Source organism: Alicyclobacillus tolerans (assembly GCF_048984885.1).
GTDB lineage: Bacteria > Bacillota > Bacilli > Alicyclobacillales > Alicyclobacillaceae > Alicyclobacillus_I > Alicyclobacillus_I tolerans.
This window is the reverse complement of sequence record NZ_JBMGNK010000002.1, coordinates 1,733,727-1,745,558: the sequence shown is the minus strand read 5'-3', so window position 1 is coordinate 1,745,558 and position 11,832 is coordinate 1,733,727. Positions and strand designations below refer to the sequence as shown.

At 50.6% G+C, this 11,832-nt stretch carries 19 protein-coding genes; 2 read left to right on the top strand and 17 right to left on the bottom strand.

The window, feature by feature from the left end:
• Nucleotides 1-29 precede the first annotated feature (29 nt).
• Complete coding sequence (locus ACOJUR_RS08700) at nucleotides 30-302, top strand: hypothetical protein (RefSeq protein WP_420949782.1); 273 nt, start codon at nucleotides 30-32, stop codon at nucleotides 300-302.
• Nucleotides 303-321: 19 nt separating this feature from the next.
• Here ACOJUR_RS08700 and ACOJUR_RS08695 read toward each other — a convergent pair whose 3' ends face one another.
• The 7 genes from ACOJUR_RS08695 to ACOJUR_RS08665 form a co-directional block, all read right to left on the bottom strand.
• Nucleotides 322-768: a hypothetical protein gene (locus tag ACOJUR_RS08695; RefSeq protein ID WP_420949781.1), complete on the bottom strand. Its 447-nt coding sequence runs from the start codon at nucleotides 766-768 to the stop codon at nucleotides 322-324.
• Between the two features lie 2 nt (nucleotides 769-770).
• Entirely contained in the window at nucleotides 771-1,241 is a 471-nt protein-coding gene (locus ACOJUR_RS08690) for a hypothetical protein (RefSeq protein ID WP_420949780.1), read from the bottom strand.
• A 1,000-nt stretch (nucleotides 1,242-2,241) separates the two neighbouring features.
• On the bottom strand, nucleotides 2,242-2,421 hold the full coding sequence (locus ACOJUR_RS08685; RefSeq protein ID WP_420949779.1) for a hypothetical protein: 180 nt from the start codon (nucleotides 2,419-2,421) through the stop codon (nucleotides 2,242-2,244).
• A gap of 357 nt (nucleotides 2,422-2,778) precedes the next feature.
• A complete protein-coding gene (locus tag ACOJUR_RS08680) occupies nucleotides 2,779-3,186 on the bottom strand; it encodes a gamma-glutamylcyclotransferase family protein (RefSeq protein WP_420949778.1) in 408 nt (135 codons plus the stop codon).
• A 50-nt stretch (nucleotides 3,187-3,236) separates the two neighbouring features.
• A complete protein-coding gene (locus ACOJUR_RS08675) occupies nucleotides 3,237-3,707 on the bottom strand; it encodes a prepilin peptidase (RefSeq protein WP_420949777.1) in 471 nt (156 codons plus the stop codon).
• An 87-nt stretch (nucleotides 3,708-3,794) separates the two neighbouring features.
• Nucleotides 3,795-4,109 carry a hypothetical protein gene (locus ACOJUR_RS08670; protein WP_420949776.1) on the bottom strand — a complete coding sequence of 105 codons (315 nt, stop codon included), beginning with the start codon at nucleotides 4,107-4,109 and terminating at the stop codon, nucleotides 3,795-3,797.
• 188 nt (nucleotides 4,110-4,297) lie between these two features.
• The gene (locus tag ACOJUR_RS08665; RefSeq protein WP_203114161.1) at nucleotides 4,298-5,014 is read right to left on the bottom strand and encodes a replication-relaxation family protein; all 717 of its coding nucleotides are present in this window, start codon (nucleotides 5,012-5,014) and stop codon (nucleotides 4,298-4,300) included.
• Nucleotides 5,015-5,340: 326 nt separating this feature from the next.
• On the opposite strand from ACOJUR_RS08665, the gene ACOJUR_RS08660 reads away from it, so the two are divergent.
• Complete coding sequence (locus tag ACOJUR_RS08660; RefSeq protein ID WP_203114162.1) at nucleotides 5,341-5,652, top strand: hypothetical protein; 312 nt, start codon at nucleotides 5,341-5,343, stop codon at nucleotides 5,650-5,652.
• 30 nt (nucleotides 5,653-5,682) lie between these two features.
• Here the strand turns inward: ACOJUR_RS08660 and ACOJUR_RS08655 are convergent, their stop codons facing one another.
• From ACOJUR_RS08655 to ACOJUR_RS08610, 10 genes are all read right to left on the bottom strand, one after another.
• On the bottom strand, nucleotides 5,683-6,711 hold the full coding sequence (locus ACOJUR_RS08655) for a GGDEF domain-containing protein (protein ID WP_420949775.1): 1,029 nt from the start codon (nucleotides 6,709-6,711) through the stop codon (nucleotides 5,683-5,685).
• A 254-nt stretch (nucleotides 6,712-6,965) separates the two neighbouring features.
• Nucleotides 6,966-7,577 carry a hypothetical protein gene (locus tag ACOJUR_RS08650; RefSeq protein WP_420949774.1) on the bottom strand — a complete coding sequence of 204 codons (612 nt, stop codon included), beginning with the start codon at nucleotides 7,575-7,577 and terminating at the stop codon, nucleotides 6,966-6,968.
• Nucleotides 7,577-7,831, bottom strand: coding sequence for a hypothetical protein (locus tag ACOJUR_RS08645; protein ID WP_203114165.1), 255 nt, complete (start codon nucleotides 7,829-7,831; stop codon nucleotides 7,577-7,579). Before ACOJUR_RS08645 ends, ACOJUR_RS08650 begins: the two co-directional genes overlap by 1 nt.
• A gap of 13 nt (nucleotides 7,832-7,844) precedes the next feature.
• Nucleotides 7,845-8,486, bottom strand: a complete 642-nt coding sequence (locus tag ACOJUR_RS08640; protein ID WP_420949773.1) for a metal-dependent hydrolase — start codon at nucleotides 8,484-8,486, stop codon at nucleotides 7,845-7,847.
• Nucleotides 8,487-8,551: 65 nt separating this feature from the next.
• Nucleotides 8,552-8,962 (bottom strand): type II toxin-antitoxin system HicB family antitoxin, encoded by a 411-nt coding sequence (locus tag ACOJUR_RS08635; protein ID WP_420949772.1) that lies wholly within the window; start codon nucleotides 8,960-8,962, stop codon nucleotides 8,552-8,554.
• Between the two features lie 45 nt (nucleotides 8,963-9,007).
• Nucleotides 9,008-9,208: a type II toxin-antitoxin system HicA family toxin gene (locus ACOJUR_RS08630; protein ID WP_420949771.1), complete on the bottom strand. Its 201-nt coding sequence runs from the start codon at nucleotides 9,206-9,208 to the stop codon at nucleotides 9,008-9,010.
• A gap of 70 nt (nucleotides 9,209-9,278) precedes the next feature.
• Nucleotides 9,279-9,866, bottom strand: coding sequence for a hypothetical protein (locus ACOJUR_RS08625; protein ID WP_420949770.1), 588 nt, complete (start codon nucleotides 9,864-9,866; stop codon nucleotides 9,279-9,281).
• Nucleotides 9,867-9,938: 72 nt separating this feature from the next.
• Nucleotides 9,939-11,069: an FtsK/SpoIIIE domain-containing protein gene (locus ACOJUR_RS08620; RefSeq protein WP_420949769.1), complete on the bottom strand. Its 1,131-nt coding sequence runs from the start codon at nucleotides 11,067-11,069 to the stop codon at nucleotides 9,939-9,941.
• The gene (locus ACOJUR_RS08615; protein WP_420949768.1) at nucleotides 11,047-11,481 is read right to left on the bottom strand and encodes a hypothetical protein; all 435 of its coding nucleotides are present in this window, start codon (nucleotides 11,479-11,481) and stop codon (nucleotides 11,047-11,049) included. Before ACOJUR_RS08615 ends, ACOJUR_RS08620 begins: the two co-directional genes overlap by 23 nt.
• A 198-nt stretch (nucleotides 11,482-11,679) precedes the next feature.
• The gene (locus ACOJUR_RS08610) at nucleotides 11,680-11,802 is read right to left on the bottom strand and encodes a hypothetical protein (protein WP_278247891.1); all 123 of its coding nucleotides are present in this window, start codon (nucleotides 11,800-11,802) and stop codon (nucleotides 11,680-11,682) included.
• Nucleotides 11,803-11,832: the final 30 nt, after the last annotated feature.

Here is an 11,832-nt window from a genome sequence, read left to right as displayed (position 1 = left end):
AAGAAACAAAGAAGCGAGGCGATGGAGACATGCTCAACCAGGAACAGCAACAACGCAGAGTTGCCCTGGAAAGGACGTACACAGAATTTTTTGCACCAGGCATCCAGTGGCACGTGGGTCAGGCGGTTCGCGTACCCGGCCTTGCCAGTAAGAAGCGGCCTGACGGTTATCGATACGGCACCATCGAAGCGGTATTCCCCCGCTTTGTTGTCGTGAAATTTGATGACTACAGAGAGACCTTCTCCCCCTCCGAACTTTATGTACTCACCAACCAGTCAGGACTTGAAGCCGCAGGTCATTGAACCTCAACCTGCGGCCACTTCAATTCCCATTCACGTACACTGTCATCGGGAAGGAACCGAGCACATGATTCTCCGGGTTCAAAGCACCCTGAATGGTTTTCGGAATCATCGGACTCGTGTAATTCGCGGTCATCGTCACTTCGGCGATACCGCTTTGCACCTGGACATTCAGCGTGATCTGAGACAACCCCGCGCCGGAAAGATTCATGGCAGAAGTTTCTGCCTGAAACGCCGATAAAGCCGCCTCTGTTGCCGCACCTGTCTGCAAAGACCCTAAACTGTAACCTTTCATCTCGGCCACGCCTTCCGGATCGTTGCTGATGGTCTGTTGGGCACTCCAGGCCGCCGCGGCTGTCGCATGCTGTAACGCTTCATACGCCAGATTCTCCCCCTCCACAAACAACAGCAGCCACACCAGAATCCCGCCCAGCGTCACTACGATGAGACCGTAGTATACACGGCTCAACACTACGCCCCACCTCCGCCGTAATACGTTTGATTGACATACGCGGCCTGCACCGAAAGCGTCCAGGTGGCAGGTAGGGGATTCGGGTTTCCAAAGACATCCTCCAGTCTAGGAAATGGAAGAGGAAACTGATACGTCATCTCCACCCCCGCAACCGGTGCACTATTGCCTGTGGTCACGGCCACGTCGCTCAACTGAAACAGCGTTTCTCCATTCACCGTTGCAGGCAGCCCTTCCGCAATCAGCGTATCCTCCGCCGCCGCTTGCGCTTCCCCGATGTTCTGCGTTTCGGCCGCAATCTGCGCTGCGGAAAAAGCCGCATTCAAAAGTTCCTGACGAACCATGAGCGCTGCACCCACGGTCAGCATCAGTCCCAACACCACAACACCCAGGGTTGTGTTGATGAGTTCCGTATACAAGGAAGCCAGCGCGGTATAGCCAGCGCGATATCGCCAGAAACGCCTGTTTCTCATGAACATCCATCCTCTCTATCGAGGAAAGAAGGCGGGGGCAAATGAAGGCTTGGCCATCACACATACCCCCTCCCTGTATATGCAGCCGTCAAACGTTCGAATCGGGGGAATTTACCAGTTTAAATAGACGGAATATCGTAATTTTTTAGTTTTATATATGGTTGATTTTGCATGTATAGGTTGTTTTCTGGTATTTGATAGACTTCATTTACTGTTTTAGTTTCGCTAATGTTAGCAATTATTTAACTTGAATGGATAGATATCACTAACCTTTTTCTGTTTTTTGTGGTGTTCCTAGGAATATTTTTGCGCTCCGGTAATCATTAAATTCGAGTTCGGTAATCACTCAATGCGATTTTCGGTAATCACCAGCACTTTTCAAAACCCTTGATTTTTCGGCATTTTTCAAGTGCGGTAATCACTCGAAAAAGTTGGTGATTACCGTTCTCAGCCCTTGTGCCACTTGGCTTCACGGGCATTTTTGTCGCTTCGGTAATCACTCGACGATCAGGGTATGTAGATCGTCGATTCAAAAATTGATTTTTGAGATCGTTTTCGACATCTCGGCTTAAATGAATTTGATTTAACTTAAATTTTGACCTTTTTTGACTTTAATTTCGATTTTTCTTTTAAAAACACCCTATGATCGTCGAGTGATTACCGCACTGCTGGAAATTAACCTCGATCCCTTGCAGGACAAGGGAAGAGAACGGTAATCACTATATATTTTTGGTGATTACTAAATATATTTAAATATATGCCGTTTTCCCTTGTGCCACTTGAGATCGAGGCGGTAATCACCCAATTTTCGCTTGTGATTACCGGTGATTACCGCACTCGAAAAAAGTCGATTTTTCTCAGACAGCACAAGGGATTTGAGGCTTTCGAGAAAATTGGAAATTGCCGAAAATACCCCCTCAGATGCCGAGTCTACTTTTGGACGCCTCACAAACCTCGCAAAAAAACAGGCTCGGTCTCCTTCACCTGCCTGCTTCTTCTTCTACACACCGCCGAATTCGGCTCTATTTTCGTCTCTGTCGCATTTTCGACGGCAGTCTAGTCCTTCTTTACCTGCCCGTACTCGAAAATGCGAATATCGGACAAATAGAGGCCGCAAATGCCGAGTCCACTTTTGACCAACTCGCAAACCTCGCAAAAAAACAGGCTCGGCTTCCTTCACCTGCCTGCTTTTTCTGCACACACCGCCGGATTCGGCTCTATTTTCGTCTCTGTCGCATTTTCGACGGCAGTCTAGTCATCATTACCTGCCCGTACTCGAAAATGCGAATATCGGACGAATAGAGGCCGTAGATGCCGAGTCTACTTTGAACCTCCTCGCAAACCTCACAAAAAAGCAGGCTCGGTCTCCTACACCTGCCTGTTTCTTCTGCACACTCCGCCGGATTCGGCTCTATTTTCGTCTCTGTCGCATTTTCGAAGCTCATCTAGGCCCCCCTTACCTGCCCGCACTCAAAAACGCGAATGCCGGGCGAATAGGGTGCTTAGACAAAGAGTTCCGCTTTGACTCCGCACAAGATCACGCCTGCTGCAAACGTTGTTCTCTTCGATACGCCGTCCAATCGCCGTCAGGCACGACCATGCCGTTACGCCCGCCGCGCAAAAACCGGCTCAACTGTTGCTCGGTCATGTAGTACACCACGCCCTCGATGTTATTCTGCGCATCCCAAACATGCGCTTTGCTATAGAGCGTAGGGTACCCCTCCAGTCGATCTAGTGCCGCCATCCCCCGCGCCGTGACCCGAAGCCACTCACCTACTACGACGCCTGGCTTGTCCAGTAACACTGCCGGGTACGCTCCCAGAGATACCATCTGTCCCTGAATGCAACCTTTCCCAAGCGTGTTCAAGATATGCGGCTCCACAACACCACGGTTGTACTCGCCTTTTCGCAAACTGCCATACACAAATACCGTTGTATCCTGCATCCCAGTCTCACCTGTTTTTATTTTCTATTTTACCTAATTTTAGGAATATGTCAATAGAGCGGCCAGAGCATCAGGGTGCCCAACAGGGACACAACGGCAAAATACACCGCCATCGGCGCTTTGTGGCGCACATCCGCTGGTGTGTATCTTGTGCAGAGGCGAGGCCAGAACTTCTCAGTCACCAACGCCAGAAAGAGTGCTAGGAGCACCAGAAGACCTCCAAACCACCCAAATCCAAGGCCGATGAGCACCACCATCTCCACGTCGCCTAAACCCGTGCCATTTTTTCGGTGGGAGCGATACCAAAGGAGGCCAAGAATCAAGGCTGTACCTGCCAGACTGGACACCGCGAGTACCTTCTCCCCACCATGAACTTGTCCCGTTCCGATTTCCAAAAAAACCATTCCGATTCCACCGAGGATGATCAGCGTCTCGGACACCTTGCGAATGGCCACATCCAGCACAGCGTTCACAACCAGTATCAGCGTCAACAAGAGATGCACAGGAACTGTACCAAACACCGAACCCGCCTCCCAAAAGAAACATCTATTTTCAAAAAAATCAGCATAGAAACAGCAAAATCCGCCTTTTTGAAACCTAGATTTCGACTACCTTCTAGCTACTTTTCGACTACTTTCCTTGCAACTGTTCTGCCATCCAGAAATCCATGCCATACCCGACCGGTTTGGTGCACCACCACGTCGCCATCGGCGCACCGACACTACCGTTTCATCACGCTTTTCCGACGTTTTTAGTTCACCATTCCGACTGTTTTGGTCGACCATTTTCGTCAAGTTGGTCGACCATCTTGACGTTTTTGGTTCACCATTCCGACTGTTTTGGTCGACCATTTTCGTCAAGTTGGTCGACCATCTTGACGTTTTTGGTTCACCATTTCGACCGTTTTGGTCAACCACGCTCATGTCTCATCTCTTGTATAGCAAGCATTTACAGTTTTTTGCCCGACCGTACATGCTGACATTTTGGTGTTCCGTTCATACATACCAAGACGACCGTATCTGCTGACAAAAAGGTTGACCCCAAAAGACCGTACCTTCCGACGCATCCACCGACCGTACCCACTGACAAAAAGGCGCATCGTTTGCGTCAATCATTCCCACCGTTCTTCCCTCGCCACAAAGAACTGCATGTCCGCCCGATCATCCTGCAACCGCCTCCAGATGTCCGCCAGTTGGTCTCGCCGTTTCTCCGTGGGTGCAATCCACATCACACGGCGAAAACTTTCATGAAGCCCCTCCACTGCAGCGGCCCAGCGCTGCAATTTGTGCAAAATCACACGAGCAGACTCGGTATCGTTGTCATACTCAATCCACCAAAAGCCTTGTTGTCCTTTGAGCGCCGCATCCGGGCGTACCACGCCTGTACGCATATCCGCATCACTCTCCCCCAACGCCACATGGCGAACGTACGCCAGTTGATCCGTGGCTTCCCGCGTGCTGTACCAATCCGCGCCGTCTCGCCCGTACCGATGGATATAGCGCATGAGAATCGCTACAAGAGCCAACGTATGACTGGTTTGGTGACTGACCGGTTGCGGGGGTTTGGGCAAATTCAAAAAGTGTTTGGCAAAGAGTGCCCCCATCTCGGTCAGGTAGACAATTTCTGCCCCGTCCCGATGAAGACGGCGTTTCGCAAGCGGGTTTTCCAGATACGCTTCACGAAATTGCCGTCTGTGTCGCCAAAGTTTTGTAGGACTCCAGTCTAGTAGTTCGCACAAGTCTTCCACGCGAATCACACCGGCATCCGCTACCGCGCCAATCATTTTTTCAAAGGCTGTGTAGTCTCCGTCTTTCCAGTGCAAAAGCACCTGCCATCTCTCCTTCTGACAAAGAAAGAGTGGAAGGCTATTTTTGTGTTCCCCTCGACCTTTTTGGCTCACTTTTTCGACCGCTTTGGTTGACCCTTTTCGTCAGTTTGGTCAACCATCTCGACGTTTTTGGTTCACCATTTTGACCGTTTTGGTCGACCATGTTCTCGAATAAATCCTTGCTTAGCAAGCTATTACAGGCTTTTGTCCGACCGTACCTGCTGACATTTCGATCTTCTGTTCACGCATACCAAAATGTCCGCACCTACGGTCAAAAAAGTGTGCTATACTTTCCACCATCACCCCATCCGAGGAGACGATGGAACATGCCTAAGATGATTCGTTGGGAAACTGATCATGAAGTCATACTGGCCTACTGGGAACAATTGAAATCCCTGTCCCCTTCTGTACGCAAAGCCGTTTGGGAAGAGACAATCCTACGTGGGATTCGCGCAGAGGAAAAACTGGCCGAGCGGCGCAACAAACGAAGTCAAGCGACGGTCAAAGCGTCCACACCTGTACCCAGCCGTCCCATCTCTGTGGATGAACCCGCATCCACGCCCGTAACGCAAGAAAGCGCCAAGGAAAAAACCTTGCCGCCGGAAGATGTCATGGACTTTTTGAAAGAGTTTCGATGAGAGTTGATGGGATGAGAGTTTATCTACGATTTAGATCTCAACATTTATTTTTTCTGACACGTAGGTTTGAATACGGACGTGCTCAGACTTTTTCGCCTGATACAAGCTTGCATCTGCCAGGCGCAGTAAAGTTTCTTCTTCTATCGAGTCTTCTGGAGAAGATGCAATTCCGATAGATGCCAAAATAGAAAGCGTATGCTCTTTCCATGTTACAGGTTCTTCTAGGACTTTATACAGATCCAGCATGGTTTGGAACGCTTCTTCCTTGTGAAATCCAGGAAAAAGGCATGCAAATTCATCCCCTCCAAGCCTTGCTACTCCATATTCCGATCCTATCTTTTTTTGTAATCTTTGAGCCACGGTCTTCAAAACGAAGTCTCCTGCCAGATGACCATAGGTATCATTAATTTCTTTAAAATTATCTAAATCCAGAATCGCTAAGCTGAGGGGCGTATGCTCTTCCCTAGAACGTTCCATTTCCTTTGTCAGTAGTTCATGAAAAAAACGACGATTAGGGATTTCTGTAAGATAATCATAGTGAACCAAAAAATCATTTTCTCGGTCTAATTGTTCTTTTTCGATAACTAGACCTGCGATTTGAACGTAGGGCCATATGAATGGACGTTCCGCGTCTGTCAGTGTACGTGATGGATGAAAAGCCATACCCATCCATCCCACACGATGACCTTTGGTATTTAAAATAGGAAAACCGTAGACAGAATCGATTCCTAGATCTCGACATTGTTCTTGGAAAACCATAAGCATGGGGTCTGTCGGGGAAGACAGTGACGGTTCATCTGAAAAGTGGAGTTCCCATGCAGACATGTCTATGGATAAACGATAAGTTGCGAGTAACATCAACTTTCGTTTATGATCACGTCGTTCTTCTGCCCAAATCGCGGCCATAGATTCAGGAAATCGAATATGTAATCCCTGAAGGACTAAAGACAACACTTTTTGGGGAGATTCCCCCGTCACAATCCCTTGCATAATTTTCATTTGCAATTGGACAGCCTCTAAAGAGAGAGCATATACCAGCTCCTTCTTTCCTTCCGCCACAAAACTCACCCCACCCCGAATAAGGAATGCTCTATATCATACGCTGTCCATTATATCGAACCCAAGCCATATAGCTACCCAAGAATTTAACTAAAAACCAAAAAATTACGACCGATCTACTGATGCCATCTACAAGTTTCTCAACACAAAACACGAGGCAATAGCTATAGAAACGTCCATCCACCTTAACGTGGAGAGAATACCTACATCTGCTGTGAATCCTCTCATCGCGGTCTGCCATATGGCTTTCCTCTTCACTGTTTTCTCCACTCCCCTCGTGCAAAAAGATACTCCCCTTGCCGAACGCCATACATCACACCGCGTTTCGTACCGCGTTTCCCTGTGGCTTTCTGAATCGTCACACTCTGCGACTGAATCCGCACATCACTGACTTGCTCCAAATGCAAGGCCACCTCGCCTGCCTGTAACGCGTGAATCGTGGTCCCCGGTGGCAAATTTCCTTGGGTCCAGGCGATATGCGTCGATGCCCATAATCGTCTTCTTTTCCCATTCGCTTTCCTACGCGGAAGTACTCGCCCATCCACCACTCGATGGGCGCGAAAAAACCAGCGAAAAAACGACCACAGGAATTTCGGCAATGGTTTTCCCGCCGGGTCAAACTTGCGTGCGGCATAGGCGCTAATCAGGGACAATACGATGGCGGTCGCCCATTTGGGGATATGAAACACTACCGCCAGTACAATCAAAGGTCCTGTGTATACCAGAGCCGCAAAGAAAGGAAGGCTGGCGGCAAAAACCAGCACATCCTCCAGATAAATGTGCGCCATGCCCGTCGTCTGCACCCACCACTGCGGGCTTCGAAACGCAATCTTTTGATGCCAGAGCTTCTGATAACTGCGTGGCATCATCCCACCGCCTTTTGGATGAGCGTGGCAAAATAATCCACGATGGACAAGAGGACCACCGGGTCTGCCAGATAAATGAGAACAAACAGGATTCCGAACAACTCCAGAATCAGTGCGGCGCGTTTCCCGGTTGCCGTCATATGAAGTATCCTCCACCCAAAGTACCCTAAAGCTACGAGTGCAAGAATGCCGAAAAACGGTCGCATCAGGTTGAAAAGGGGGCCGCTGGCCACCGTCTGCGGGTTGAAGAGCATGATGGTTCCCTCCTTACGCTCGAATGTGAAGCCATAGCGCGATGTGCACCAAGAAAGGCCACGTCAAAATGTCGATACCGTGCCACAACAGACGGTGGAGAGGGCGGGAAAACGGCAAAGATACGATGATGTGTGCCGCAATCCAAAGAACCCCCAGCGCCATCGCATAGAACAGGAGGAGTCGTTCCAGGATTTCCTCGCCAAGACTTTGTACGGGGATGGTGAATAGCGGCACGGGATTTCGGATGAATCCGTTCCAATGCAGACGTTTTTGCAGACTTGGCGTAGGCATCGGCCAAAAGAGCATGACGCCTTGGGGATTCAAAAGGTCGATGAGCGCATGACTCGTCCAACCCACCCAGATTCCACTGGCGACCCAGGGGGGCAGGTGCAAAAGTTGAAACAAGAACACATACCCAAACAGGATCGACAAGAGGCTGTGTGTGGCAGTGCGGTGGCGAAACGTGCGGGATACCAGACGCAGAGGATCGACGTGCAAGGTGATCCAAGATTGCGGATGATCAACATCGGGTATCACCGCAACCAGAGCCGCTATGGCCACCGCCGCTCCCGCCTGCCAGGAGAACGCGCCTTCTCCCACCAGCACCGATTCCATGAGAGCCGCCCCAAAGGCCGCATGAGTGCGATAGATCACAAGAAAGCCCCCTCTCCTTGATGCGGAGAGAGGGCGGGGCGGGCAATACGATCAGGATGATGACTCTATTGTTTTTCATTCACGCCTAAGTACTTCTTGAGCGCATCTTGTAGCAAATGCGAGAAATTCACTTGATGCTCTAACGCTAAATCATCCAGCCACTTGGGAATCGTTAACGTTTTCTTGACGGCTCTCTGCTCCATCTCATCCCGGAAAGGAGGCATCCATACTTCGATAAGTACAATGGCTTGATGTTCGTTGGACTGAAGATGAGAAATGGGCGTTGGTTCCGGAAGTGTTTCTCCATCTTGTTCCATTCCGTATAAATGCAATGCCATTGCCTCACGGGCATTCTTCATGGCTTCTTCTAGGCTAAATGCGCAAGGTAAACAACCCGGAAAATCAGGAAATTCTATGGATATTCCATCCTCAGCGAAATGAAAAATGGCTGGATAGATGTATCGATCTTTGTACATTTGCCAACCTCCTATTCCACTCATCCGACAGGTGAACTGGAACCTTCAATCGGGTACAGGAAGTCCTGCCTGTTTGAAAATACTCCTTACTGTCTTTACAGGAATATCTTTCACTGGATGGGTCACCGTTACTTTTCCAGGTTTGATGGGATGTTTAAACTGATGATGATCACCCGCTGCTCTGACAAAATACCATCCATCCTCTTGAAGAATCCGAATGAGTTCCCGTGACGAATAACTTTTCATCCGTTCCCTTCCCTCTACCATTTCCTTTATTATAGCACGTATTATCACACGTGTGAATTTGTTACTTCGATCATTGTAACCTGGTTTTCCGAAATACCACCGTTTTCGCAAAGGCGTCTACACTCTTAAAAGCCAGCGCCCCTTTAGGTAATCCTACGGTACTGTCTTCCTGTTCCGTCTTCAGAATCAGCACGGGGCGCGGCACGACCCCGCGATACCAAGGCGCTTGCTCAAACGCTCTGGCGTTATACCAGTCAAGTCGTTGATCCCACTTCTCTGTCCAGGCTTTCGTGGTGAGTGGCGTACGTTGAATTTCTACAAGATACGCCCTGCCCTGCCACTCCACATACACATCGAAGCCAGCACTGTGTTTGGGTTCGGCCAGGAATACGTGGGGCTTGCCGCCTGTGTGGAATAGAGCTTGCCACAAATCCCCCACAGAAAGCCAGTGCTCAATGCGACTGGAACAAGGACTGACCGATTTGAAATCCAAGCCCAACTCCTTTTTCGCCTTGGGAGAGAGCCGCCAGAAAAACATGCCCCCGCGCTGCGCTACGAGGATTTCGAACTGCTCTCGATAGGGTCTGAGCATGGCACTGGCACGTTTTTCAGGTTGCGTGCGCCACGCCAATAAAGGATGCTTGCAAAGTTGACGCATGGTAAAAATTCTGGCGGCAGAAGCTAAAGAAACGGCATAGTCGTAGATCGAGATCGAAGTACTAATTGGGACTCATCCACCTTTCACGAAGTCATGGAAGACGCGGGAGGACGAGGAGGGAAGCCCGACTCGAGAAGTTTCCATCTCGTCCGCCTCCGTTCCCCCCTCCTTGTCTTGGCTGAACGTATCCACATTGTCCGCACACGATGTTTCCTTTTTGTCCGATCTGTTCGTATCCATCCTGTCTTCCATCCAGCGTCGAAGCAAGAGTTCGGGGATCATGCCAGTCTGTACCACTTTCTCGCCATCCGGTGTTTGGTAAATCATGCGACCCTTGATATTGGGCAACCTGGCTGCCTTTTCATTTCGGAGAAGGATTCCCGAATCCAGTTCATTCTGTGTGCGATACGCCATTGTCGCATCCATTTGTCCACGGATGCCTACAGGGAGTGTTTCATTGGAGGGGCGCTGGGTGCTGTAGACCAGGCTGATGCAAGGTTCGCGGCCCACTCTGGCCAAAGTAGATAAATAGGCCAAGCACTGGCGTCGAATCTTTTCGTCCTGTTTGTCATAAGCATAAGCAGGCGAGAGTTCCCCACCCTCATCAATCACCACGAGGATGCGCGGAAACGAGGGAATCGGCAGAAATTGCTCCCTGGCTCTGCGGATCCGCTCCAGACGCTTGTTTTGTATGATTACAATGTTTTCTAACGCCTGTGCTGCGTTTTCCGTATCGGCATAGATACGCCCGGCCACATGCGGGAGACGAGCAAAATGCGCAAAAGAGGCGCCGCCTTTCATATCGATGATGTGGACCTGTAACTCGGATGGACTTTTTTTCATGACCAGTTGCGCCAAAAGGAGCTCCAGTCCTTTGGTCTTTCCGCTGCCGGTTGCCCCACCAGCTTTCATATGCGGGATCGCGGCGAAATCATGGTAGACCTTTTGTCCGAAGGCGGTTTGACCCAGATACACTCTCCAGCCTTGCACATCCGGCTCCGTGACCACGACACGTTTGGGGATGCGGTAACCAAAGAGTGCCGCCCCCACTGCAGCATAAGGAGATGCGCCGATGAGCGCGGTGTCTTCCAGCGACATGTCTCCCAGGGCACAGGCGGCCACGCTACCCACTGCAAACATCGTGGCGTAACTCATCAGTTCAAAGACGCCGGTTCTCCTTTCACTTCCACTGGATGCCGTCAAAAGTATGCGCCGCCTCTCGTAAATGGTGAAGCACTTCCTGATCGACCGGCACATCGTTGCCCACCCAGGCACTGGCCGCCACCGCACTGAGCGCCAACGCCACAGCTGCCACTTTCCCAGCTACAACACCCGTTTTGACGACGACAATGAACGGCGCTTGCAGAGCTTTCACAGCCAAAGCTTTGCCAGTAAGTGTCACGACATGCTGGCCGTTGACCACAAGCGCTTTTTTCCCAGCCTCTGTGACCGCGACTTTCGCAACGATAGCGCCTTTCGCACTGGCTACCGCCTTCGCGCTGATGGGTTGATGACTACCGATGACCAGCGCCTTGCCTCCCCCTTTCAACTTCACCACGCCCGATTTACCCAGAGTTTTCCCTAACGCTTTGGCGGCAAGACTGATCCATCCCATGACTTCACCCCCTCCCCGTCTCCTTTGCTGCCGATGCCTCCAGGAGCGGACACGTCCACGGGGGGAGGGCAGGTTTTTTCCACATTCTTGTCAGTGCGACGCCCGCACCCCAGATCGCTACAGGATAGGAGGCGCTGACCATCACAGCTGCCACGCTGGCCGCCGCAAAACTGGTGAGAAGTCCTATCTGGCGTGGATTCAGCACCCTGTGCCACCTCCGAAAAGATGAAGCAGTGCATCCAGTAGTTCCGTGCCGTTCATCTGCGCGGAAGCATCCTGCGCCACTATGCGTTCAACCATTCGACCAAGCCATGCCCACACGTTGAAACCCCCTCCTCGTCTGTTTGTCGA